The sequence below is a fragment of the Pseudomonas sp. NFIX49 genome, assembly GCF_900115915.1.
Lineage (GTDB): Bacteria > Pseudomonadota > Gammaproteobacteria > Pseudomonadales > Pseudomonadaceae > Aquipseudomonas > Aquipseudomonas pharyngis.
The window spans coordinates 159626-183707 of sequence record NZ_FOYE01000001.1; the positions used below are offsets into that span (position 1 = coordinate 159626).

General features: G+C 60.3%; 18 protein-coding genes. 6 read left to right on the plus strand and 12 right to left on the minus strand.

All coding sequences use genetic code 11. The features are described from left to right. Nucleotides 1–60: 60 nt before the first annotated feature. Together BMZ46_RS00835 and BMZ46_RS00840 are read right to left on the minus strand one after the other, a co-directional pair. Nucleotides 61–4428: a membrane-targeted effector domain-containing toxin gene (locus BMZ46_RS00835; protein ID WP_074691032.1), complete on the minus strand. Its 4368-nt coding sequence runs from the start codon at nucleotides 4426–4428 to the stop codon at nucleotides 61–63. A gap of 203 nt (nucleotides 4429–4631) precedes the next feature. Next, nucleotides 4632–7757 carry a membrane-targeted effector domain-containing toxin gene (locus BMZ46_RS00840; RefSeq protein ID WP_074691033.1) on the minus strand — a complete coding sequence of 1042 codons (3126 nt, stop codon included), beginning with the start codon at nucleotides 7755–7757 and terminating at the stop codon, nucleotides 4632–4634. Nucleotides 7758–7788: 31 nt separating this feature from the next. Between BMZ46_RS00840 and BMZ46_RS29275 the strand changes: the two genes are divergently transcribed. The 3 genes from BMZ46_RS29275 to tadA are packed head-to-tail and all read left to right on the plus strand — an operon-like array spanning nucleotide 7789 to nucleotide 9828. Continuing rightward, entirely contained in the window at nucleotides 7789–7941 is a 153-nt protein-coding gene (locus BMZ46_RS29275) for a hypothetical protein (RefSeq protein ID WP_158248865.1), read from the plus strand. Between the two features lie 13 nt (nucleotides 7942–7954). After that, nucleotides 7955–9331 (plus strand): multicopper oxidase family protein, encoded by a 1377-nt coding sequence (locus tag BMZ46_RS00845; protein WP_074691034.1) that lies wholly within the window; start codon nucleotides 7955–7957, stop codon nucleotides 9329–9331. Continuing rightward, nucleotides 9331–9828, plus strand: coding sequence for a tRNA adenosine(34) deaminase TadA (tadA, locus tag BMZ46_RS00850; protein WP_039765748.1), 498 nt, complete (start codon nucleotides 9331–9333; stop codon nucleotides 9826–9828). Before BMZ46_RS00845 ends, tadA begins: the two co-directional genes overlap by 1 nt. A gap of 134 nt (nucleotides 9829–9962) precedes the next feature. On the opposite strand, the gene cmoB is transcribed toward tadA, so the two are convergent. From cmoB to lon, 5 genes are all read right to left on the minus strand, one after another. Then, nucleotides 9963–10919, minus strand: a complete 957-nt coding sequence (gene cmoB, locus BMZ46_RS00855) for a tRNA 5-methoxyuridine(34)/uridine 5-oxyacetic acid(34) synthase CmoB (RefSeq protein ID WP_074691035.1) — start codon at nucleotides 10917–10919, stop codon at nucleotides 9963–9965. After that, entirely contained in the window at nucleotides 10916–11623 is a 708-nt protein-coding gene (cmoA, locus tag BMZ46_RS00860; RefSeq protein ID WP_219736936.1) for a carboxy-S-adenosyl-L-methionine synthase CmoA, read from the minus strand. Before cmoA ends, cmoB begins: the two co-directional genes overlap by 4 nt. Nucleotides 11624–11838: 215 nt before the next feature. Continuing rightward, nucleotides 11839–12483, minus strand: coding sequence for a lysoplasmalogenase (locus BMZ46_RS00865; protein ID WP_170844872.1), 645 nt, complete (start codon nucleotides 12481–12483; stop codon nucleotides 11839–11841). A gap of 2 nt (nucleotides 12484–12485) precedes the next feature. After that, complete coding sequence (locus tag BMZ46_RS00870) at nucleotides 12486–12878, minus strand: protease inhibitor I42 family protein (RefSeq protein ID WP_039765755.1); 393 nt, start codon at nucleotides 12876–12878, stop codon at nucleotides 12486–12488. A 212-nt stretch (nucleotides 12879–13090) separates the two neighbouring features. Beyond that, nucleotides 13091–15514, minus strand: a complete 2424-nt coding sequence (gene lon / locus BMZ46_RS00875; protein WP_074691037.1) for an endopeptidase La — start codon at nucleotides 15512–15514, stop codon at nucleotides 13091–13093. 462 nt (nucleotides 15515–15976) lie between these two features. On the opposite strand from lon, the gene BMZ46_RS29655 reads away from it, so the two are divergent. Beyond that, nucleotides 15977–16219: a hypothetical protein gene (locus BMZ46_RS29655; protein WP_166742311.1), complete on the plus strand. Its 243-nt coding sequence runs from the start codon at nucleotides 15977–15979 to the stop codon at nucleotides 16217–16219. A gap of 184 nt (nucleotides 16220–16403) precedes the next feature. Here BMZ46_RS29655 and BMZ46_RS00885 read toward each other — a convergent pair whose 3' ends face one another. From BMZ46_RS00885 to BMZ46_RS00900, 3 genes are all read right to left on the minus strand, one after another. Continuing rightward, complete coding sequence (locus BMZ46_RS00885) at nucleotides 16404–16778, minus strand: DUF6124 family protein (RefSeq protein ID WP_074688510.1); 375 nt, start codon at nucleotides 16776–16778, stop codon at nucleotides 16404–16406. A gap of 412 nt (nucleotides 16779–17190) precedes the next feature. Then, entirely contained in the window at nucleotides 17191–19602 is a 2412-nt protein-coding gene (locus BMZ46_RS00895) for a glucose/quinate/shikimate family membrane-bound PQQ-dependent dehydrogenase (RefSeq protein WP_039765764.1), read from the minus strand. A 135-nt stretch (nucleotides 19603–19737) separates the two neighbouring features. Further along, a complete protein-coding gene (locus tag BMZ46_RS00900; RefSeq protein WP_074688505.1) occupies nucleotides 19738–21099 on the minus strand; it encodes a carbohydrate porin in 1362 nt (453 codons plus the stop codon). 301 nt (nucleotides 21100–21400) lie between these two features. Between BMZ46_RS00900 and BMZ46_RS00905 the strand changes: the two genes are divergently transcribed. Continuing rightward, nucleotides 21401–21631: a VF530 family protein gene (locus tag BMZ46_RS00905; protein WP_007956650.1), complete on the plus strand. Its 231-nt coding sequence runs from the start codon at nucleotides 21401–21403 to the stop codon at nucleotides 21629–21631. A 1-nt stretch (nucleotide 21632) separates the two neighbouring features. Beyond that, nucleotides 21633–22271, plus strand: a complete 639-nt coding sequence (locus BMZ46_RS00910; protein WP_074688503.1) for a Pr6Pr family membrane protein — start codon at nucleotides 21633–21635, stop codon at nucleotides 22269–22271. A gap of 18 nt (nucleotides 22272–22289) precedes the next feature. Here BMZ46_RS00910 and BMZ46_RS00915 read toward each other — a convergent pair whose 3' ends face one another. Next, the gene (locus tag BMZ46_RS00915) at nucleotides 22290–23075 is read right to left on the minus strand and encodes a siderophore-interacting protein (protein WP_074688501.1); all 786 of its coding nucleotides are present in this window, start codon (nucleotides 23073–23075) and stop codon (nucleotides 22290–22292) included. Further along, on the minus strand, nucleotides 23072–23647 hold the full coding sequence (locus BMZ46_RS00920; RefSeq protein ID WP_039765773.1) for a PadR family transcriptional regulator: 576 nt from the start codon (nucleotides 23645–23647) through the stop codon (nucleotides 23072–23074). The genes BMZ46_RS00915 and BMZ46_RS00920 overlap by 4 nt, the downstream gene beginning before the upstream one ends. Between the last annotated feature and the right edge of the window lie 435 nt (nucleotides 23648–24082).

The window sequence follows — 24082 nt, forward strand, 5'->3', positions numbered from 1 at the left end:
AAACGCACCCAATACAAAAAACCGTGTGAATCAGTGATTCACACGGTTTTTTGTTTTTGATTACAAGGGTTTTGACCAGCCGGCCAGCTTCATGCCGCGTTGATCAAGTGCCTTGAGCAGTGCATGGATGCTGTCGAAACGTTTTTCATGGAGGTTGGGCCATGAGGGACGCTCGATGAAAAAGCGACCGGATTCGAATTCGATCGGAGTCAGCACCATCCGGTTCTCGCGGGATCGGTGGCAAAGGAAGGTTTGCCGAGGTTCTCGCTTCAAGGTGTAGAGCCCAGGTCGGGCCAGCAGTTTTTCCAGTTCCGGTCTCGTTTGCGCATACCAGGGCGTCTCCACCTGCAGCCGCAGGTCGCCCTTGGCCAGGCCGGCGGAGGCGCCACTGTGGTCGAGAAACGTTCTGCCCGGATCGGGCTCGATGCCGTTTGAGTGCCCTTGGGCAACATCCTCGACGCGCAAACCAATGGCACCCTCCAGTTCACTGACTCCCGCAACGCCCTCAAAGGTATTGGAATGAGAGTTCCCCATCAGCGCCACCCACCGGTGCGTGCCTCTTGTTGTCTGGTCGGCGCTTATCACTGTCCGGGCGTGGAAGTTCATCATTTTTTGCCGGATCGCCAGTTCGTAGGTCTGCATGCCGTCCAGTTTGTAACTGGCCATGCAGTCTATGGCCTGAACCCGGATGCCATGCTTGTTTGACTCCAGCACCAGATTGAGAAAGGTATAGCGTCCGGATGGATCGGTCAGATGCCCGAGGTCCTGACTGATCAAATACCACTCAAGATTCCGGGGCATTACCGATGTCCTGGCAAAGTTGTCCAGAGCCGCCTGGTGAAAGTCTGTCAGCAGATGTTCCAGATAGATGGTTTTTACACCGTGTCTGGCCAGGGTTTGCATATTGTCGATGAGAAACTGTTTGGCGCCGATCTCTGAATGGCTCTCGCCGACGACCAGTCCCGAAAACTCTTCGAATAGCCGGGCGATGATTGTGGGACCCGACGAGGCGGGGTCCAGCGGCGTAGCGACCGGGCGCTGAGGCAGGCGCAGATCCGCGTAGAAGCGTATGGCATCCTGTAGCAGTCGTTTTCTCAGGGCTTTGAAGTTCGCATAGGCCTCGGCGGATTCACTGACCGTAAACTCGTCTGACAGCAGGCGAGGTTCATGGCCGATGACCGCTTCTGTCAGGGCCTGACGGTGTTGAGGCAGGATGTCATACGGCGAAGTGACCTGCGGAGTATCCGTTACGGTGGATGACGGGAAAGGCATCCTCTGCGCGCTGCTTGCCGACACAGAAGGAATGGGCGGCTCGCCGATGGCTGGTGATTTGCCAGGTATGGCTTTGGGATCGATACGCACCCGCCTCAGACTCAGGCCTTCATCTTCAAGGGCTTCGGACAGTGCTTGAATGCTCTCGAAATGACGACCCGTGACAGAAGTCCAACGTGGTCGTGTCACGAAAATGCCACCTTCATCTCGCTGGACAGGGGTGTTCACCAGTTGGCCGTTGCCACTGCGGTGGACCAGCATCAACTGGCCGCGCTCGACCTGAACCATGAACATGCCTTTGCGTGGCAGCGCTTCATCGAGCGTGCGCGCGGTGGTTGTCGCGGCAGTGGCATGCAGTTGAAGGCGCAAGTCACTCTTTATCAGGTCGACAGGCCGTTGCAGCAAATCGAATACTTTTTTACCAGGGTCGACCGTGATTCCGCGAATCGGATCCAGAGAAACTGCCTCGACACGCAGCGATGCAGCGCCTACCAGTTCACTGAGCCCGGGAACGTTTTCGAAGGTGCTGGCGCGTTCCTGATCCACCAGCGCGACCCAGCGATGAGAGCCCCTTGCTGCCTGATCGGCCCGGATCACGGTATCGGAAAAGTAGTTCATCATTTTCCGGCTACTGATATCGGATGTTTGCTCCATGAGCGGAAAGCGCCGGCTGGCCATGCAGTCGAGGGCCTGCACGCGGATATGATTCTTCTGTGCGCTCCTGACCAGTTCAGTGTACGTGTGGGCAGAAGCTGGATCTGTATCGAGCCGTGAATCCAGAAGTTTCAGATAATCCTCCAGCGCGGGAGACATCTTGCCGGTCTTGTGGAAGGCATCGAGATCCACCTGATGAAAATCGGTCAGCAGATGATCCATGTACAAGGTCTTGACCTTCTGTTTGCTCATGACCTTCAGGTTGTCGATCAGCACTTGCCGGGCGCCGGTGGTGTTGTCCTGGCCGATTACCAGTCCGGGCGTTTCCTTGAGCACGCGCTTGCTCATCTCGGAAAAGGACGTGCCGGACTTGAATGCAGGCAGGGGTGGACGTGGGGGCTGATTCGGGGCGGCGTAGAAGTTGATGGCGTCGTCATAAAGATTGCGGCGTGTGGATTTGAACGTCTGATACAGGCGGTCACTCCCGTTGACGCTGTCCAGCGGAAAGTCATCGACACGGGCTTCTGCCAAGGGCTGCATCGTCGTTCTGGAGGCGCCGGGGACATCATAGGGCATCGGTTCTGTCGATACTTCGGGCAGCGGATCGGCAGTGTGCCCCCAGGGCCACTCACCGAAAATTTTCATGCCGCCTCTGAGTCCGGGCCGAGCGACAGGCTCCCACTGGCGTGCTTCGTTCAGGCGCACCGGCACGTTGCGATAGAACGAGTAGGGATTGGCCGGATCGATGATGACCCAACCCCGCAACTGCCCGACATAGCGAACCTGATAAAAGCCGTCGCCCGAGGCGCGGCGCATGTAGATGTACTGTTTACCGGAGGGCGTACGAATAATTTCCTTGAATTTTGGATTGCCGGCCTCAATCCGCGAAGCCTCGGTGGGCACGGTCTTGAATGAAGCGAGGAAATCCTCGGGCTGCGCAGGTAGAACCTGTTTCGGTGCGATCTCTGCCAGTTCAGGCAGTGGCGAACGGATAGCGGCCGCTGCGGAAAGTTTTTCTTCTGTGGTAATGGACAGTCCGGTTTCAGCAATGGACTCTTGCGACGCGATGACGGTATTGGTCTCGGCGATCTCCGGCAGTCGACCACTGCCCTTGATAAAGGTGGCGTTGAACAGCGTATCGATGGCAGAGAATATCGCTCCGGTCACGGCGGCCTTTCGCGCCTGAGGCGTTTTGCCATTCACGGCCTGATCGATTTGCAGACCGACGCTGGCAATGCCGGCGCCAACGACCGCCAGCGCCACTGGCCAGCCAACGGCAGCCAATGGGCCAAACATCCGGTTGAATGCGCTGAGATAACCGATCCACAGCTTTTTGCGCAGGTCGCCATTGGAATGCATCATGAATTCCGCATCGCTGATCATCCGCGCCTGCGTTGCCGTCGACAGGAAGGAAAAAATGTCCTTGTCCAACGCTTCGCCGGTATGGGCAACCAGCGTGTGATCGTTGCTGTCCCAGGTACTGACCAGCAGATCCAGGACATGGCTGAGCCCGACATTTTCGATATGCGGGGCGCGCCAGAGCTCCGAAACGATGCCTGCCAGAGGCCCCAGTACCCAGAGCCAGCGGCGATTGGCGACCGCACGCCAGGAGGTATCTTCCATGATGTCGTGATCGGCAACCTGGAAATGCGCCATGAAGCGTTTTCGATCCGAAGGCTTTCTGATCTGCGACAGCACCCACCAATGCAGGTCGCGAGCGTTCTGCAAGGCGTGCACGCCCCAGATTTCTCCCGGTACGTACAGGATGACGCCGCCCTTTCCATCGCTGATGCACAGGATATCGGTCGCAACGAAGCCGCCGATTTTCAGCAGACCCACGCGCAGGCCATCGGGCGGCAGTACCTCAACCTCAAGCATTTTGCGCGTGACCGGCCAGCTCACATTGCCGGCGATGGCTTTGACTGCCACCCTGAAATTGTCATCCGACAGTCGACCGCTTTCACGATCCTCCATCGCCTTGGCCAGGAAGGTGCATTTGGCCAGTGTCCGGAATGTCGTGCCGTGTTTGCTCCAGAAAGAGTCCACCTTTTGCCGGTAGCGGTCAGCGAAATTGATCGCCCAGAACGCCTTTAGTACATCGCTGCTGTGCAACCGGACTTCGTTGGTTTCGTTGTAGGTGCCGGCATCCGGTCCGGCGCTATAGAAACCGGCATCGGAATCCAGCAGGTCGGCGTTGTCCTGGTCGTGCACGCTGAATCGCTGGATCACCAGTTGCGGCAAGGTCATCGATTCGCGCGGGACTTCGAACAGGTGTTCCCAGCCGGTGAAAGTTCGGGGGCTGCTCTGGGCGGCCCGGAATCGATGCCAGTAAACCTGCTCCGGCTCCAGTCCTCTGATGCCATGACGATCAAGAATGTCCCTGGCAATCGCGCAGGCCATTTCGTACATGTCGGGGCAGGCCTCGACCAGTGCCGGGACCAACGCCCTTAGCGCTTTTCGGTCGTCGGAGTTGGGCAGCGTGATGTCGTTGGTTGTGTCCACAGTCTTTCCTTGAGCGTGGTGGTTGAAAAAAACACCGCGATCATTTCAAGCCAAGGCGTGATTTGTCTGTCAGACGCCGGGACAGTTTGTTGTCGTATCAAGTCAAACGGCAGACAGGAAAATTCCGCAACGAAGTGATCCTGACCCGGGCAGGCCGGATGAGGCCTGTCCGGTGTCGGGAAAACCATCGACACAGCGTTCGATCAGTTTGGAAGGCGGCTTTGGAGCTGCAGTCCCATTTGTTTCAACGCGCTGGATAACTGTTCAAGATTGTCGAAAGGGACACGATGGATTGAGCCCCAGGTTGGCCGATCTATGTAATACCGTCCATCAGCGAACGTCTCGATCGGGGTTTGCACCAGCTCTCCATTAACGCTGCGGTGAAACAACCGATAGGTGCCTTGAAAGCGCTCAAACATATACATGCCGGCGCGATAAAGCAGTTGGTGTATTTGCAACTCGCTTCGGCTCACAGAGGGTGCTTCCATTTTCAGAAGCACATCGGCGTACAGGGGATCGGAATTTCCGCCCATCATGGTTGGCAGCGGGTATGGGCCTCGCTCGATCTCAATACCAGGGTCTGTCGTCAACCGTTCGCCTTGTCCCGGATCCACCTCTTCGATTCGCACCCCGATGCCGCCCTCCAGTTCGCTGATACCGGCAAAGCCTCTGAAGGTGTTGGTGTTTTCTGCTCCGGTCAGCACCACCCATTTACCGACCACATTCAGCGACTGGTCCATGAACATGATGTCGGTTGTGAGATGGTTGGTCGCGATCTGCTCTTCGGGGCGCGGGAGAGATACGGGTCTTTTATATACTGCCGCACAGTCGGTAGCCTGGACTCTGATCCCGTTCTGCCGGGCGCTTTTCACCAGCGCCAGTTCGTCAAACTGCGCTGCCGGGTCGGTGCCGAGCCGGCTTAGATACTTTTCCAGGTCTTTGGACATGACCCCGGACTGGAAGTAACTGTTCAGGTCGGCCTGGGCGAAATCGCTGAGCAAACGGCGCACGTAGAGGGTCTTGACCCCTTGGCGAGCCAGAGCGGGCATGTTCTGAATCATCAGGCGCATGCTGGTGATGCGGCCCGGGGTTTCGCCGATCACCAGGCCTGGCGCTGCTTCAAGTGCCTGGGCACTGAAGTCCGCGAAGGTCGTTGAGGCGGTGACAGCCGGTATCGCCGGGCGGGGCGGCAAGGTCGCCCAGGAAAGATTGTGGAAGAAACGTCTCGCGGAAATCAGCAGTGCTCTGGCCTTCTCGGCGAAATGGGGGGCGTATCGATCCGCTGCGATCAACGTACCGTCCGGACCGACCTGCATCTGAATATGCGTTTCGCGCAGTTGCATGGCCCAGCGTTTCAGTTCTTGCCGGCGTACGGTGTCGACGTCGTAAGGTGTTCTGACGAGGCGGATGTCGTTCGAAGCCGGGGCCGGGGCCGAGGTTGAAGTCGAAGGCAGAGGCTCGGTGGTCAGTGGCGTCTGCGGATCGGATTGCGCGGGGAGCTGTTCCGGTTCTTCGGGTGCGGGCTCGCGTGCGTCGAGTTCCATGGCCACCTCCAGGGTGCATTGCTTGCCGAGACACTGCCCCCCGCCCTTGAGCCCCAGTTGAGTCATCCGCTCCCAGACGCCTTCACTGTTCAATCGCACCGGCAATGCATGAACCAGCTGGTTAGGTTTGACCGGGTCGACGATCGCCCAGAATCCGCCACCTTGTGAATCGTTGAAGTAGCGAACGTAATAAGCGGTGTCATTCATCACGATTGCACAGGAAGGCTCGGTGTTCAGTCGGTAAATCCCCTGATACTTGCCGGGCTCCGAGACTGGCGTCAGTCCGTCCAGCACTTCGTTGGACTGATACTTCTGCGGGATCCTCGACCCCGGCAGGTTTTCGGACGGGGCTGGCGACAATTCCTCCACGGCTGAAACAAGTTCGTTCGGCTGTTCCGACTCCAGTTCCGATGCCGTGCCGGCTTCAGGCATTTCGCTTGCTTCGATCGCTTGCGAAAATTCACCAGACTCCGTCTCCGCCAGTGCCCCGGTTCCCTTCAAGAATGGAATATTGAGCAGCGCATCGATGCCACTGAGCACCGCTGCGAGAACGCCCTCCTTGCGCTCGCCGGCAGTTTTGCCGTTGACTGCCTTGTCAATGTTCAGCCCCATGTTGGCCAGGCTGGCACCAATCACCGGTAATGCAACAGGCCAGCCCACGATGGCCATCGGTCCGAACACTTTCAACCCGGCACTGAGGTAGCCGATCCACAACTTTTTGCGCAGATCGCCATTCGAAGTCAGGGAAAAGTCGGCCTCGGCGAACATCGCATCGCGAGTGGAATCACGAAGCCAGGTGAACGCATCCTCTGTTATCGCCCGATCTGCGGCATTGACCAGGTGATGGTCTCCGTGGCTCCAGGTGCTGACCAGTCGATCTGTCAGATCGTTGATGTTCTCGCTGATCGAGTGTCGGTCAGCCAGCTGGAAATGGCCGAGAAAATGTTCACGGGGCACATTCTCTTTCAACTGTTGCAGGGCCCACCAGTGCAGGTCGGCGGGCGTGTCCAGTACATGGAATGCTTCGCTGTCTCCGGGTACATAAACGATCTGCCGTCCCTGCGAGTTGATGATGCGCAGGAGGTTGGTAGCGACATGACCGTCGATCTCCAGCATGCAGACCCGAAGGCCATGACCGGGTTCGAATTCGCTCTGCAGGGCGTGCAGGTCGACAGGCCAGGTCAGAGAGCCGCACAACGCCGTTATCACTGTCTGAAAATCTTCGTCGTTCAGATGACCGAGTTCCCGCGCTTCAACGGCCTTATGGAGGAAGTTGCATTTGGCCAGGGCACGGAACTCGCTGGCGTGGCTGCTCCAGAAGGTGTGTAGCTCGTTGCGGTAGCGCTCGCTGAAGTTGATGTGCCAGAAGTCGTTCAAAACCTCGTTGCCGTGCAGGCGCACTTCGTTGGTTGCATCGAAATTTTCGGTGTCCGGCCCTGCGGTGTAGAAACCGCCGTAGAGATCCAGCAGGTCAGCGTTGTCCTGATCCGTGGCGCGGAACCGGTGAATCACCAGTTGCGTCAGGGTCAGGCTCTCATAGGGTTTTTCGCCGTAGTGCTGCCAGCCGGTGAAGGAGACGGACAGGCTCTGTGCGGTTCTGAACCGGTGGTAATAGACGTGATCGGGGTCGAGGCCGGTGATGCCGTGTCTGGTCATCAGCTCTGTGGCGACCTGACGGGCCGTGTCGTTCAGGCTCGGGCAAGCGGTGACGACCTGCGTGGCCATGTGCCGGAGGGCGGCCTTGTCGGCGGCGTTGGGCAGTGTGCGGGTTTCTGCTGGGTTCATTGGCTCTGATCCTTGAGAAGAGAGCCCGAGAATGAGCCGTTCGTTCGAGGACAGTGCGGTACATATGTACCACCCGCAGGTGAGCGAATCTGCGGCCATCCGCCGCGTCACCCTTACTGTTTCCCAGGCGCAGGTGTATCGTATTCGCCTTTTGCGGGCGTCCCGGCCTGCGGCTGATCTGTGAGGTAGTTGTGTCCATGTCCTTTTCCCGTCGACAAATCCTCGGTGGCCTGGCCGGTCTGGCAGTGGTTGGCGCGGGAGCCGGTGGTGCGACGCGTTACTGGCTGGGCAAGGTGGCCGACGCCGATGCGGGGCATGATTATGAGTTGATCGCCGCGCCACTGGACGTCGAGTTGGTGCCAGGGCACAAGACTGAAGCCTGGGCCTTCGGCCCGTCGGCACCGGGCACCGTATTGCGCGTGCGTCAGGGTGAGTGGCTGCGTGTGCGCTTCATCAACCATCTGCCGGTGGCGACGACCATTCACTGGCACGGCATCCGTCTGCCGCTGGAAATGGACGGCGTGCCGTACGTTTCGCAATTGCCGGTGCTGCCGGGCGAATACTTCGATTACAAATTCCGGGTGCCGGATGCCGGCAGCTACTGGTATCACCCGCATGTCAGCAGCAGCGAAGAACTCGGTCGCGGGCTGGTCGGGCCGCTGATTGTCGAAGAGCGCGAGCCGACCGGGTTCAAGTACGAAAAGACCCTGAGCCTGAAAAACTGGCACATCGATGATGAGGGCAACTTCGTCGAATTCAGCATCCCGCGCGAAGCGGCCCGTGGTGGTACGGCGGGTCGGCTGTCGACCATCAACGGCGTACCTACGCCGGTGATCGAGTTGCCAGCCGGGCAGATCACCCGCGTACGCCTGCTCAACCTCGACAACACCCTGACCTATCGCATCAACATTCCCGGCGTCGAAGCGCAGATCTATGCGCTGGACGGCAACCCGGTCGAGCCGCGCCCATTGGGCAAGGAATACTGGCTTGGCCCGGGCATGCGCATCTGCCTGGCGATCAAGGCACCGCCGGCCGGCGAGGAACTGTCGTTGCGCAACGGCCCGGTTCGCCTCGGCACTTTACGTTCGGTGGCCAACAATGACGCGCCAACCGACTGGCCGAAAGCGCTGCCGGCCAACCCGGTGGCCGAGCCGGACCTGGCCAATGCCGAGAAACTCAACTTCAATTTCGAATGGGTCGGGTCGGTGTCGGTGAATGTCGACAACGGCAAGCCGCCGAGCCTGTGGCAGATCAACGGCAAGGCCTGGGACATCACCGACAAGACCTGCGCTGACCGGCCGATCGCCAGCCTGAAACTGGGCCAGAGCTATATTTTCGAACTGAAGAACATGACCCAGTACCAGCACCCGATCCACCTGCACGGCATGAGCTTCAAGGTGATTGCGTCGAACCGGCACAAGATCGTGCCGTACTTCACCGACACTTATCTGCTGGGCAAGAACGAGCGTGCGCAAGTGGCGCTGGTGGCGGATAACCCGGGGGTATGGATGTTCCACTGCCACGTGATCGACCACATGGAAACCGGCCTGATGGCCGCCATCGAGGTGAAGTGATGCGCCAGATTCGCCCCGCGGCGATCATCGACCGCAGCCGTGATCGCGACTTCATGCGCGAGGCGCTGGAGTTGGCGGCCCAAGGCGCAGCCCTCGGCGAAGTGCCGGTGGGCGCGGTGCTGGTGCAGGATGGCGAAATCATCGGGCGCGGCTTCAACTGCCCGATCAGCACCAGTGACCCGAGTGCTCATGCGGAAATGGTCGCGATCCGCGCCGCCGCTCAGGCTGTGAGCAACTATCGACTGCCGGGCAGCACGCTCTACGTGACGCTGGAACCGTGCAGCATGTGCGCCGGGCTGATCGTGCATTCGCGGATTGCGCGTGTGGTGTACGGCGCGCTGGAGCCGAAGGCCGGGATTGTGCAGAGTCAGGGGCAGTTCTTCACTCAGGGCTTTCTCAACCATCGAGTGTTGTATGAAGGGGGAGTATTGGCGGAGGAGTGTGGTGCGGTGTTGACTGAGTTTTTCCGGGCGCGGCGCGCGAAACCGGCAGACTGAAGAACAACATCAAACCCTGTGGGAGCTGGCTTGCCAGCGATGGCGTCGGCACATCAAGCATTGATGTGGACTGATCCACCGTTATCTCTGGCAAGCCAGCTCCCACAGTTTTTTGCAGTGTCTGGAAGGGATCGTTACTTCTTCGCGACAATCACCGCCCGCATCGGCGCCGGCAGCCCTTCGATCGTCTTGCTGTGATCATCCGGATCAAGGAAGTCGCTCAACGACTGATACTTCATCCACTCGGTCCCGCGCTGTTCTTCAACGGTGGTGGTGCTCACATCCACGCATTCCACATCGGTGAAACCGGCACGACGCAGCCACAATTCCAGCGCCGGCACCGACGGCAGGAACCACACATTACGCATCTGCGCATAACGGTCTTCCGGCACCAGCACTTGATGTTTGTCGCCTTCGACCACCAGCGTTTCCAGCACCAGTTCGCCACCCTTCACCAGGCAATCCTTCAGTGCCAGCAAATGCTCGATCGGTGAGCGGCGGTGATAGAACACGCCCATGGAAAACACCGTGTCGAAGCCTTCCAGATTCGGCGGCAGGTCTTCGAACGGGAACGGCAGGTGCCAGGCATTCGGCTCTGACAGATAACGCTGCACTGCCTGGAACTGGCAGAAGAACAGCCAGTTCGGATCGACGCCGATCACGCTGTCGGCGCCGGCACCGAGCATGCGCCACATGTAATAGCCGTTGCCGCAACCGACATCGAGGATGCGTTTGCCCTTCAGATCCAGATGCGGGGAGACCCGCGACCACTTCCAGTCCGAGCGCCATTCGGTGTCGACGTGCACGCCGAACAGATCGAACGGCCCCTTGCGCCACGGCGACAGGCCCATCAGCGCGGTGCGCATCTGGGCGCGGGTTTCGTCGTCGCAATCGGTGTCCAGCTTCAGGCCGTCGAGCAGGTCGACTTCGGTCGGCTGGATCTTCGGCAGGGCGTCCAGCGCACTTTGCCAGCGCTCCAGATCGCCGTGGCCTTTTTCCATTTTCTTGTCGAGCTGCACTTGCAGGGTGTTGGCCCATTCGGCCAGCGGCGTGCCGGCCAGACGGCGGGCGAGGGGGGACAGATCAATCATGGCAAGGCAATCAACGAGGCAAAGTTAAGACACTGGAACCACGGCACGACTTTCGAGAACCCGGCGGCCAGCAGGCGCTCGCGGTGTTCTTCGAGGCTGTCGGGCTTCATGACGTTTTCGATGGCGCTGCGCTTCTGGGCGATCTCCAGTTCGCTGTAGCCGTTGGCGCGTTTGAACGCGACGTGCAGGTCGGTCAGCAGCGCGTGTTCTTCGGCATCGTTGAAACGCAGCTTCTCCGACAGAATCAGCGCGCCGCCCGGCAGCAACGATTGGCGAATGCGCGAGAGCAGCGCCGTGCGCTGATCCGGGGCGATGAATTGCAGGGTGAAGTTCAGCGCCACCACCGAAGCTGGTTTGAAATCGAGGGCGAGGATGTCGCCTTCGATCACTTCGACCGGCAGCAACTCCTGGAACATCGAATCCTGACCGTTGAGGTATTCGCGGCAGCGCTCGACCATGGCGGCCGAGTTATCCACCGCGATCACCCGGCAACCGTCGGTGCGCACATGGCGACGCAGGGCTTGGGTCACCGCACCGAGCGATGAGCCGAGGTCGTAGAGCACGCTGTTCGGTTGGGCGAACTGCGCTGCGAGCACACCGAGGTTTTCGACGATGGTCGGGTAACCCGGCACCGAACGCTTGATCATGTCCGGGAACACCCGCACCACGTCTTCGTTGAAGGCGAAGTCAGGCACCTGGGCCATCGGCTGGGCGAAAATGCGATCGGGTTCTTTGCTCACGGCGGTTCCGGCGGTGTCGATGAAAAGGCCGGCATTTTAGCCAAACTGACGCGCAGATGCGCGGGTTGTCTGATAAACCGCTTTGCAGCGGGTGATCGTTCCCACGCTCCGCGTGGGAATGCATCCCGTGACGCTCTGCGTCACTTACGCAAAGACGCAGCGCGTAGTAACGATCGGTTTCAGAGGTCGGGACGTTTGGTTTGGGAGAACGCCGATGCCGCAATCCCCCACTGCCCCAGCCAGTAGCTGAGGATGATGATGTAAGGCGCCGCATTGAACGGTGACACGAACCGGTTGATGCCGATCACGCTATCGGAGAACACGAACGCCACCGCGCCGCCCGCCGCCAGCAACGCCGAACGCTGAGGTACGCCGCTGCCGAGCCGGGCCAGGGCGCGCCAGAGCATGGCGCTGATGGCCGTTCCGTAAACGATCACCGGCACGGTCAGCGGCCCCAATCCGCTGGAGATCAGGATGCCCAACAGCACAGCGCCGACACTGAGCGCCAGGATCAGCGGCAGCAGGGCCAGGCGCCGGCAATCGCTGAGGTAAGCCTTGAGATACGCCAGATGCGCGACCAGAAACGCACCCAGGCCAAACACGAACAAATCCCCCGGCCACGCCAGCAGCACATCGCCGATCAACGAGAAAATCAGACCGAGGCTGATCCAGCGGCGATAGTCGCTGGGCGACGCATCATGCAACCAGCCAAGCAGGGCCAATACCGGCAACGGTTTGACCAGCAGACACAGCAGCGCCGCATGGGTGCTGAGGCCATAGAGAAAGGTCACTGCGCCCATCAGCGCGAGGATCAGCCAGCCCACGATCAGTTCACCGAAATGGCGCAGTCAAAGGTCTCCACCGGCAACACTTCCGGCGCCCAGGGTTGCTGCGAAGTCAGGCGCAGACGCCCGGTGCCAGGGGCGAAAGCCTGGAAGCGCCAGGTCGAGAGACCGGCCGCGCCGACCACGCCGGCATCTTCCGGATTGCTGTAGACCTCGGGGCTGAGGGCGCGCAATACGCCGCCGGCGGAATCCTGGATGGCCCAACGGTAGCCGGTGGTGGGGTTGCTCGGGAGCATGACGATCAGGTTCTGCCCGTTGGTCAGCCGCACCGGGCATTGGCTCTGTTTTTCCACGGTCACGTTGGTTTTCGGTTGCGTGGCGCAGGCGGCCAGCAGAGCGATGGACAGCGGGACAAACAGGCGAAGGGGGGACATGGATTCAGTGGCTCCGGCGTTGGCGACGAACGGCGAGCATAACTGAAGATGAGACAAAGTGTGACAACGCCAGGCTTGGCGTGATCGTTCCCACGTCGAACCGTCCGCGTGGGGATGCATCCTGTGACGCTCCGCGTCACGCTTGTGAAGGGACGCAGAGCGTCCCGGGCGGCATTCCCACGCAGAGCGTGGGAACGATCAGCAGGGGAGCGTTAGAAAAGCACCTTCGCCACATCCGCAAACTTCTTGGCGAAATGCACGGTAATGCCTTCCTTCAGGTAGTCCGGCAACTCTTCAAAGTTTCCGCGATTCGGCTCCGGCAGAATCAACTCGAAGATCTTCTGCCGCCGCGCCGCAATCACCTTCTCGCGCACCCCGCCAATCGGCAGTACATGCCCGGTCAGCGTCAGCTCGCCGGTCATCGCCACACCTTTTTTCGGCGGCTGGTTACGGGCGAGCGAGAGCAGGGCACTGGCCATGGTCACGCCGGCGCTCGGGCCGTCTTTCGGTGTCGCACCTTCCGGCACGTGCAGGTGAACGAAGGCTTCGTCGAAGAATTTCGGATCGCCACCGAAGGATTTGAGGTGCGAGCTGACGTAGCTGTAGGCGATCTCCGCCGACTCCTTCATCACATCGCCCAGTTGCCCGGTGAGTTTGAAACCGCGATTGAGCGTGTGAATCCGCGTGGCTTCGATCGGTAAGGTCGCGCCGCCCATGCTGGTCCACGCCAGACCGGTAATCACACCAGTGCCGGACAGCACTTGCTCGTTGCGAAACACCGGATGGCCGAGGGACGCTTCGAGGTCTTTCGGGCCAATCTTGATCACGGCTTTCGGCTCGTCGATCAGCTTCATCACTGCTTTGCGCACCAGTTTGCCCATCTGCTTTTCCAGCTGACGCACGCCGGCTTCACGGGCGTAACCGTCGATCAAGGCTTTGAGGGCGGTGTCGCTGATGCTCAGGCTGCCCTTGGACACGCCGGCCTTTTCCAGCAGTTTCGGCCACAGGTGACGCTTGGCGATGGCGACTTTTTCTTCGGTGATGTAGCCCGAGAGGCGAATCACTTCCATCCGGTCCAGCAACGGGCCGGGAATCGAATCCAGGGTGTTGGCGGTGCAGACGAACAGGACTTTCGACAGGTCCATCCGCAGGTCCAGATAGTGGTCGAGGAATTCGACGTTCTGTTCCGGATCAAGCGTTTCCAGTAGCGCCGAGGCCGGGTCGCCCTGGTAGCTCTGGCCCATCTTGTCGATCTCGTCGAGCATGATCACCGGGTTCATCACTTCGACGTCTTTCAGCGCCTGCACGAGTTTGCCCGGCTGCGCGCCGATGTAGGTGCGACGGTGGCCCTTGATTTCGGCTTCGTCGCGCATGCCGCCGAGGCTGAAGCGGTAGAACGGCCGGCCGAGGGATTCAGCGATGGATTTACCGACGCTGGTTTTACCCACGCCCGGCGGGCCGACCAGCAACACGATGGAGCCGCTGATTTCGCCTTTATAGGCACCGACCGCGAGGAATTCGAGGATCCGGTCCTTGATGTCCTCGAGCCCTGCGTGGTGCTTGTCCAGCACCTTGCGCGCGTGCTTGAGGTCAAGCTTGTCCTCGCCGTACACGCCCCATGGCACCGAGGTCGCCCAGTCGAGGTAATTGCGGGTGACCGCGTACTCCGGCGATCCGGTTTCGAGGATCGACAGTTTGTTCATCTCTTCTTCGAGGCGCTTCTGTACCTGCGTCGGCAGGACCTTGCCTTCCAGGCGCTGCTCGAACTGTTCGAGGTCGGCGCTGCGGTCGTCCTTGGTCAGGCCGAGTTCCTGCTGGATGACCTTGAGCTGTTCCTTGAGGAAGAACTCGCGCTGATGCTCGCCGATCTTGCGGTTCACTTCGGCGGAGATTTCTTTCTGCAGGCGTGCGACTTCGACTTCCTTGCGCAGCATCGGCAGGACTTTTTCCATGCGCTTGAGCATTGGCACGCAGTCCAGCACTTCCTGCAGCTCATTGCCGGTCGCCGATGTGAGGGCGGCGGCGAAGTCGGTCAGCGGCGACGGATCGTTGGGGCTGAAGCGGTTGAGGTAGTTCTTCAGCTCTTCGCTGTACAGCGGGTTGAGCGGCAGCAGTTCCTTGATCGCGTTGATCAGCGCCATGCCGTAGGCCTTGACCTCGTCGGTTGGCTCGGTGGGCTGGTGCGGGTATTCGACTTCAACGAGATAGGGCGGGCGGTGGTGTTTGAGCCAGGTCTTGATGCGTACGCGGCTCAGGCCCTGGGCGACAAATTGCAGTTTGCCGTTTTCGCGGCTGGCGTGGTGCACCTTGACCAGGGTGCCGTATTGCGGCAACGCCTTGGTGTCGAAGTGGCGCGGGTCTTCCTGGGGCGTGTCCATGAAGAACAGGGCCAGGGAGTGGTGTTCGGATTTGCTGACCAGTTCGAGGGTTTCGGCCCAGGGTTCTTCGTTGACGATGACCGGCAGGACCTGGGCCGGGAAGAACGGGCGGTTGTGGATCGGGATGATGTAGACCTTGTCCGGCAGGTTCTGGCCGGGCAGGGCGAGGCCTTTGCCGGGGACGTGGTGTTCGATGTGTTCGGCGTCGGTTTCGGTGATGTCGTCGGGGTTCTCGGGGAATTCTTGCTGGTCGCTCATGGGGCACCTGCGCAATTGGGTATGGCTGTTAGATGGGGCAGGGGTTGGGTGGTTTCAATGGGGGTGGGTGTTTCTGCTTGTGTGTTCAGGGTTTTGACAGGGTTTTGGGGGGTGGGCTTGGCGGCCTTTGGGCCGGCCATGCTGTATTGGGGTTGTGTGCATATCCGTTTCTGCGGGTGTTGCGGCTGGCGGTTCCGCTCTTACAGCGGGTCACTTTGGCAAACGCCCCAAAGTAACCAAAGGTCTTGGCCCCTGCGTTCGGCGCCTCGCTGTGGCTCGGCGTCCCTTCGTTCCGGGATTCATCCGGGGGCATCGCCTACGGTTTGCTTCGCTGCACCTCCTCTCGATGCATGCGGCTGCGCCGCACGGTCGCTGCGCTCCCACCCCCGGATAAATCCCTCCACTCAGCCTTCCGATGGGGCCGGCACGTCAAGAGCTTTACTCGAGCTAACGCTCATCGTGTTGAGTGGTGAAGAGCAGGGGAGAAAGGAGAAGGTGGTGGTGGTGGTGGTGGTGGTGGTGGTGGTGGTGGTGGTGGTGGTGGTGGTGGTGGTGGTGGTGGTGGTGGTGCGAAGAGGAGGGAGTCGATTGGGGGCTTTAAAACCTGAGTGCGACTCGGTTTTTCACGTCGGCGTACCTCTCCCAAACAACGCGGTCAGTCCCCTCTCCCTCCGGGAGAGGGCTAGGGTGAGGGCAGCGTCATGACTGACTCACCACAAGCCTGACTCCCGCAGAGACCTCATCAGCATTTATGCCGGATATCGACTGACCTCGACGTTATTGATCGTTCCCACGCTCTGCGTGGGAATGCAGCCCGGGACGCTCTGCGTCCCAATCGATCTGCCAGCGAATGCGGTCTGTGGCTGGCAGTCGATTTTGTCAGGGTCGCTTAGCTGGGTGTTGGGTAACGTTGTACTTCGACGTTATCCAGCACCCGATTCACCGCCAGTTCCGCCAGCATGATCACCTGCTGAATCCCGAGGATCCGATGTCGCTGCGGCGTATCGACAAAAGCCGCTACATCACTGGCCATGACGCTTGCTGTAGCCAGGGACTCACAGGCATGGGCCAACAGGCTTTCATCGTCCATGTCTGGCGAGATCTGGAACATCTGGCTCGGTCGGCGACCGGGGCATTTTTTGGGGATGGGATTGAAATGGTGGTCGAGCGCGCGTTCGGCGGCTTCGTGGAGTTTCTTTGAATCAGGGGATTCGTAGGGCGAGGTGTCGTTTGATTCGGGGGGATTGGGTGTTGGTTTTTTCATGGTGGAACTCCAAGTGACAAATTGAGCTACCACGAATCGCTGCGAAACGATGGAGGGTGGCAGCTGTGCGCGGGTTCGCAGACCGGATCACTCGGAAAACTCCGGCATACCCGAAGGTATCCCGCGCACAGCCACCATAAGCAAACGAGAAATACCGAAGCACTCCAGTTTGGGGTGGCGATTATGCACCAAGTGAACTGCACGGACTGCGACGCCCGTTCGCTGAATGTTTCAGCGACCCCCAAAGCCTATCCACCCCATTTCCGAGCCACAACCGACGCGACATGTCAGAAACATCCCCTGCAAACACCCCGTCTGTAGGACATAAACACCCCGTTTAAAAAAACGCAGCCCACAAAAAAAGGCGACACCCCTCACAGGGCGTCGCCTTTCCTTTTACCGCCGTTACAACTTACTCCGGCAGTTTGTACGCGATCACATAGTCACCCATCTTGGTGCCCAGCGAGCCGTGACCGCCCACCACGAGCAGGACGTATTGCTTGCCGTCCTTGCCGGTGTAGGTCATCGGGGTCGCTTGGCCGCCGGCAGGCAGACGCGATTTCCACAGTTCCTTACCGGTGTTCACGTCGTAGGCGCGCAGGTACTGGTCGAGGGTGCCGCTGAGGAAGCCGACGCCGCCGGCAGTGACGATCGAGCCGCCCATGCTTGGTACGCCCAGGGTGAAGCCGATCGGGATTGGCGAGCTGTCGCGGCTGGTGCCGTTTTTGCGTTTCCAGACGACTTTGCCGGTGGTCAGGTCGATACCGGCGACGTAGCCCCAGGCCGGGGCCTGGCAGGGTACGCCCAGTGGCGACATGAACGGGTGCATGATCACCGCGTATGGCGCGCCGGTGTTCGGTTGCACGCCAGCGGTTTCGCTCTCGCGTTTGCTGCCGGCCGCGACTTTTTCGCGAGGCACCATTTTCGAGACGAAGGCCATGTAGTTCGGGCTGGTGAACAGCATCTGGCGAACCGGGTCGACCGAGACGCCGCCCCAGTTGAACACACCGACGTTACCCGGGTAGATCAGGCTGCCCTGTTCCGACGGAGGCGTGTATTGGCCTTCGTAGCGCAGTTCCTTGAACTGGATGCGGCACAGCATCTGGTCGAACGGGCTGGCGCCCCACATGGCTTTTTCGGTCAGTTCCGGGGCCAGCAGGTTCAGGTCCGAACGGGCCTGGGTCGGGGCGGTGTGGTCGCCTTTCACGGCGCCTTGGGGAACCGGGATTTCCTTGATCGGAATGATCGGCGTGCCGTCACGACGGTCGAGGACGTACAGGCTGCCCTGTTTGGTCGGGGCGATCAGCGCAGGTTTGATGCCATCGGCGGTTTTCATGTCCAGCAGGGTTGGCTGACTGCCGACGTCCATGTCCCACAGGTCATGGTGGGTGAACTGGTAGTTCCAGCGCACTTTACCGGTGGCCAGGTCCAGAGCCACGACGCCGGCGCTGAATTTCTCGGCGCCCGGGGTGCGGTCGGCGCCCCATTGGTCCGGGGTCTGGTTGCCCAGTGGCAGGTAAACCATGCCGAGTTTCTCATCGACGCTGGCCAGCGACCACATGTTGGCCGAGTTGCGGCTGTAGGTTTCGCCTGGCGCCAAAGGCTCGGTGGCGTCTGGCTTGTCGCTGTCCCAGTTCCACACGAGGTGACCGTCACGCACGTCGAAAGCGCGGATCACGCCGGACGGCTCGTTGGTCGATTCGTTGTCGGTGACGTGGCCGCCCATGATCACCAGATCACGGGTGATCGCGGCAGGCGAGGTGGAGTAGTAGCCACCGGCGGTGAACGGGCCGATACCCTGGGTCAGGTCAACCACGCCGTTGGTGCCGAAGCCTTCGCAGATCTTGCCGGTGTCGGCGTTCAGTGCGATCAGGCGTGCATCGGCGGTCGGCAGGTACAGGCGACGCGGGCAAGCCTGGGCGACGGCTTTGCCGGCCTCGGAGATGACGGCGGACGCCGCGTTTTCAGACTTGGCGTAAGCGGCTTCGTCGTAGTACGACACGCCACGGCAGGTCATGTGGGCGAAGCCCTTGAAGCCGACCGGACTCTTGATCTGCGGGTCGAAACGCCACAGTTCCTTGCCGGTGTCCGGGTCCAGCGCCAGCACTTTGCTGTGGGCGGTGCAGGCGTAGAGCATGCCGTTGGCTTTGAGCGGGGTGTTTTCGTTGGTCAGCTCGACCGGGTCATCGGCGGTCGGCAGGTCGCCGGTCTGGATGCGCCAGGCTTCCTGCAGTTTGCCGACGTTGGCCGGAGTGATCTGCTTGAGTGGCGAGTAGCGGTCACCGAACTCGGTGCGGCCATAGGCCTGCCAGTCGCCATCAGGCATGGCTGGCGCGGTGCTGGTGGTGTCGGCGGTGTCGCGACCCAGTTCGCCAAAGATTTCGCCCGGGTGGGTGAAGAGGCTGGCCAAAGCGGTGACGCCGGCCAGAATCACAGCCACGGTCAGGCCGCCGGTGCCCATCGGCGCAGGGCCTGCGAGCAGCAGCGGACGACGGAACCACGGCAGCAGCATCACAAAACCGAGGACAAACCACAGCGCCAGACGCGGCACCAGTTGCCACCAGTCCAGGCCGACTTCCCACAGCGCCCAGACAGTGCTGGCGAACAGCACGATGGCGTACAGGCCCAATGCTGCGCGACGACGCATCAGCATCAGAATGCCGGTCAGCGTGATGCCGATACCGGCCAGCAGGTAATACAGCGAGCCGCCGAGCGTACTCAGCTTGATTCCCCCGGCCAGCATGGCCAGGCCCATCAGCAGAAGCAGAATGCCGAGCAGGTTCGGCAGAAGACGGCTTCGACTCGAAGCACCTTCAGTGCTCATAGTGTGATTCTCCGTGACGTTTATGTAGTCCCGCGCTGTAGTCACTTTAGATGACGATTGGGCGCAGGCATGGTTCAGATAAAAACTTGTCTTGCTATCGAATTTCTTTCGCAGGACTGAGCCGCGTGCGCTGGATTAGAACGACGACTGGATCTTGATCCCGCCGATCAGCGCGTCGTCGACCTTGTCCACACCGCCCGGATGGCGGATGTATTGCAGGTTCGGGCGCACGGTCAGCCAGTTGGTGACGTGCACGCCGTAATAGAGTTCGGCGCTGTATTCGGTGTCCTGTGGTGGCAGGAAGGACGGATCGTCGTAGTCGTAGACAGCGCGGGCCTGATTGGTCGCCTCGGCGTTCTTGCGGTAGGCCGGGTTGACGTGAACGCGGGCAAGGGCGAAACCGATGTCATCTTTTGCACGGGCGTCGAACAGGCCTTTGTAGACCACGCCGGCCTGGACGTAGTTGTCGATGGCGTTGGTCTTCTTGTCGTGCATCGTGCCGTTGGCAAACACGCTCAGACCACGGGAGTTGTCGCTGGCCACGCTGGTGATCTGCTGCTGCACGCCGAGCCACACGCCATGCTTGCTCGAAGCGCTGCGATAGGCTTCGCCGCTCAGGGCAGCGGGCTGGCCGTTGCTGTCTTTATAGGCATCGGTGGCCTTGGCGTTGCTGTAGTAGTAACCGGCGCGGTATTCGCCCAGCAGGCCGTTGAGCTTCGGTTTCCACACCAGTTCGATCGGCAGGATCGCGCCCTGGGTGCCGCTGCCACTGAGCTTGAAGCCGTTGCCACGATCAAGGTTCGACGGGTTCTGCTCATAGGCGCCGACTTGCGCGTACAGCTCTGGCGTCAGGTGGTATTTGACGCGCAGCGCCCATTGACTGACCGGCCAGTTGTACCAGATGCCGCCGACCCAGTTGCCGACCTGCGAACCGCAGAACGCCAGGTTCTGGAAGTCGCACGGGAAGCTGTTGAAGTCTTCGCCTTCACCGAAGCGGCCGACCTTGATGTCGAGCTTCTGGTCGAAGAATTTCTGCTGGTACCACATCTGCGTCAGGCGGGTGGTCTGGCCACGGCCCCAGACCTCCTGGGCCGAGGTGAAGCCACCGACGCGCGGGTCGTTGATGCGGTCGTTGCTGATGTTGTTGCCGCTGCGTTTGGTCACGGTCAGCTGAAATTCAGCGTCGTTCCAGCCCAGCAGTTTTTGCAGGTCCAGATGGGTGCCGAGGCCCCATTGGTCGCTGTAGCGCGCGGTGCGGTCGTGGTCGTAGCCGCCGTGCAGATTGCTGCCCATTTCGCCGGTGTAGTCGAGCTTGAAGTCGATACCTTTTGCCGCGAGTTCGCTGCGGGTGCCGTTCCAGTCACCAAGCATCCACGGTGATTCACTGTCGAAGGCCGGGGCGGCCTGGGTGCAGGTGGCGAGGCCAAGGGCGGTGCAGCCGCCGATCAGGCGCAGGGTGGAGATAGCGCTGTCTCGGGAGAACGGAAAATCGGGCATGAATAGGGTCTTTCTTGATCTTTTTGGGGGATAAGCTGGCCGCTACGATTTGACGCAGGCAGTGAAGCGGTTCAGCAGAAGGGCGGCAGGATAATGTCCTGTTACAAAAACACAAAGGGCTTTTGCAGACATGAACCCTTTCGGATTCGGTAACAGTGCGGCAATACAGCGCATTGCGGGCATTGGCGCAGACCTGCGATCTTCTCCGGTTGGCCTACATTTAACCCAAGGCCTTCCACCCGCCCATGCCCTCGGCTAAGGTGCGCGGCTTCTGCATTTTCACTTCGCCCAAAGGCCCGGCATGAACGACCACAATCCCGATCCGCTGCACGGCGTGACCCTCGAACAGATCCTCAATGCACTGGTGACCCACTACGAATGGTCGGGCCTGGCCGAGCGCATCGACATCCGTTGCTTCAAGAGCGATCCGACCATCAAGTCGAGCCTGACCTTTTTGCGCAAGACGCCATGGGCGCGGGAGAAAGTCGAGCGGCTGTACGTGAAACTGATGCGCACCAAGCGACCACTCTGAGATGGACGCCGTATTGCGGCGACGCCTGATTACTTCGGCTGCGGTGCTGGGCTGGGCCGGGCTGGTGATTCAGCTGTACCTGATTTTCTTCGCCCGGCTGAGCGTCGGCGCCAGTCTGCTGGGCGGGCTGGTGAGTTTTTTCAGTTACTTCACCGTGCTCACCAACACCCTGGTGGCGGTGGTGCTGACCTGCGCGGTGACCGAGCGCGAATCCGCTGCGCGGCGCTGGTTTCTGCAACCGTGGGTCAGCAGCGGGATTACCGTCAGCATCGCGGTGGTGGGCCTGGCTTACAGCATTCTGCTACGACATCTGTGGCATCCGCAGGGTTGGCAATTTATCGCCGACGAATTGCTCCACGACGTGATGCCGCTGCTGTTTCTGGCTTATTGGTGGTTGTGCGTGCCGAAGGGCAGCTTGCGTCTGAAGCACCTGCCGCTGTGGCTGATTTATCCGCTGGTGTACTTCGCCTATGCGCTGTTGCGCGGGCATTTGCTGGGGGCTTACGCGTACCCGTTCATCGACGTGGCGCTGTTGGGTTATCCACAGGTGTTCGTCAACGCCGGGGGGATTCTGCTGGGGTTTGTGCTGATTGCGTTGCTGGTGATTGGCATCGACCGCTGGCAGGGGCGGCGCCTTTAGCAGCGCCGCCGCTCGTATTCACTCTTCTTCGGAGCCTTCTGCGCGCCAGTAACCGACCGCTTTGACGAACTTCTCGTCGAGTCCGTGCTCATCGAGCAGCACCCGGCGGATCTGCCGCGAAACCTTGGTCTCGGTCGCCACCCACGCATACAGATTGCCCTTGGGCACCTGCAATTGTTTGACGGTGGTCAGCAGATTGTCCTTGCCGCCCTCGCGCAGTACCCAGATCACATTGACCTGCGCCGCGCTTTCCAGGGGTTGCTGCTCCTTGCCGTTTTCCACTTCGATCACCACCAGCGCCTTGCGATTGGTCGCCAGGCCTTCGAGGCGGCGGGCGATGGCGGGCAGGGCGGTTTCGTCGCCGATCAGCAGGTAGCTGTCGAAAATGTCCGGCACGATCATCGAGCCACGCGGGCCGCCGATGTGCAGGAATTGCCCGGGCTTGGCCTGTTCCGCCCAGGTCGAGGCAGGGCCGTCGCCGTGCAGGACGAAGTCGATGTCCAGCTCAAGCTTGTCGAGGTCGTAGCGGCGCGGGGTGTAGTCGCGCATTTCCGGCATCGGCACGTCGCTCTTGCCGGCGCCGAGCACCAGGGTTTCCAGCGCCGCAGCCTGTTCGGCGTTCTGCGGGAACAGCAGTTTGACGTGATCGTCAGTACCGAGGCTGATGAAGCCGGTCAGTTCCGGCCCGCCGAGGGTGATGCGACGCATGCGCGGAGTCAGGTCGACGACGCGCAAGACTTCCAGGCGACGACGTTTGATTTCATGCATGACGCGGTGAATGGTTTGGGTATCGACTGCGGTCATTCGGCTTTCTCCGGGGCAGATTGAACGGCGGGGCCGTCGACGATGGCTTTGGCGGTGTCATTGAGCAGGTCGCGCACCCGCAGGATTTCTTCCGGGCTCCAGCGTCCGTGGTGCATCTGCAGGGCATGGCGCAGGTTGTGCACCGCTTCATGGATTTCCGGCGGCCGGTCGTGGCCGCGTAGCGAGCGCTTGCTGACGTCGATGCGCATGCGCACGCCGTCCAGGGCCACCGCCTGTTCGCTCAGGGACTGGCGACCGGCATCGGTCACGGCGTAGCGTTTTTTCCCGCCCTCGGCATCGCCGCTGATCATTTCGCTTTCTTCAAGGAAGGTCAGGGTCGGGTAGATCACGCCGGGGCTGGGGCTGTAGGCGCCGTCGAACATGGTTTCGATCTGGCGGATCAGGTCGTAGCCATGGCAGGGCTGTTCGGCGATCAGCGCCAGCAACAGCAGTTTCAGATCGCCGGGCGCAAACACCCGTGGTCCGCGACCGCCGCGTTCGCGACCGTGGCGTTTTTCGAAGCCGTCACGGCTGTCGCCATGCTCGCGGTGGGGGGAATGATGGTCTCTCATCTCAGTCTTCTCTCGTCATATTTAGATACAACGTAAGATATATCTTTAGGTTGCGGCAAGCGTTTTTTTCACATCGCGCTTGCGCCCTGACGAGTGGCTGCCCAGCCTCAAGAGCTTTTTCGCGAGCCCACGAAGCGAGTGGCTTTCTGTAAACGCAATGACCACAAAGTTAAAGTTGTCACTCTATAAATGATTGAGCATATGCTCTAGAAAGTGCCATTATCGCCGGGTTTGTTAGTTGCAATTGCTGTATGGTTTTTTATCAGAAAGTGTATGTAGGGTCTGGCTTACAGTTAGTGACATGAATATTTGAAAATGCGCGTTTTTTCTTTCTGGATGTGAGCATGTTTAACTACATGTTCGTGGGAAGTTGCCTGCTTACTTTCCGGTGATAACCGTCGATCATGCCCCGGCGTTGAAAGTTCAAACCGGCAC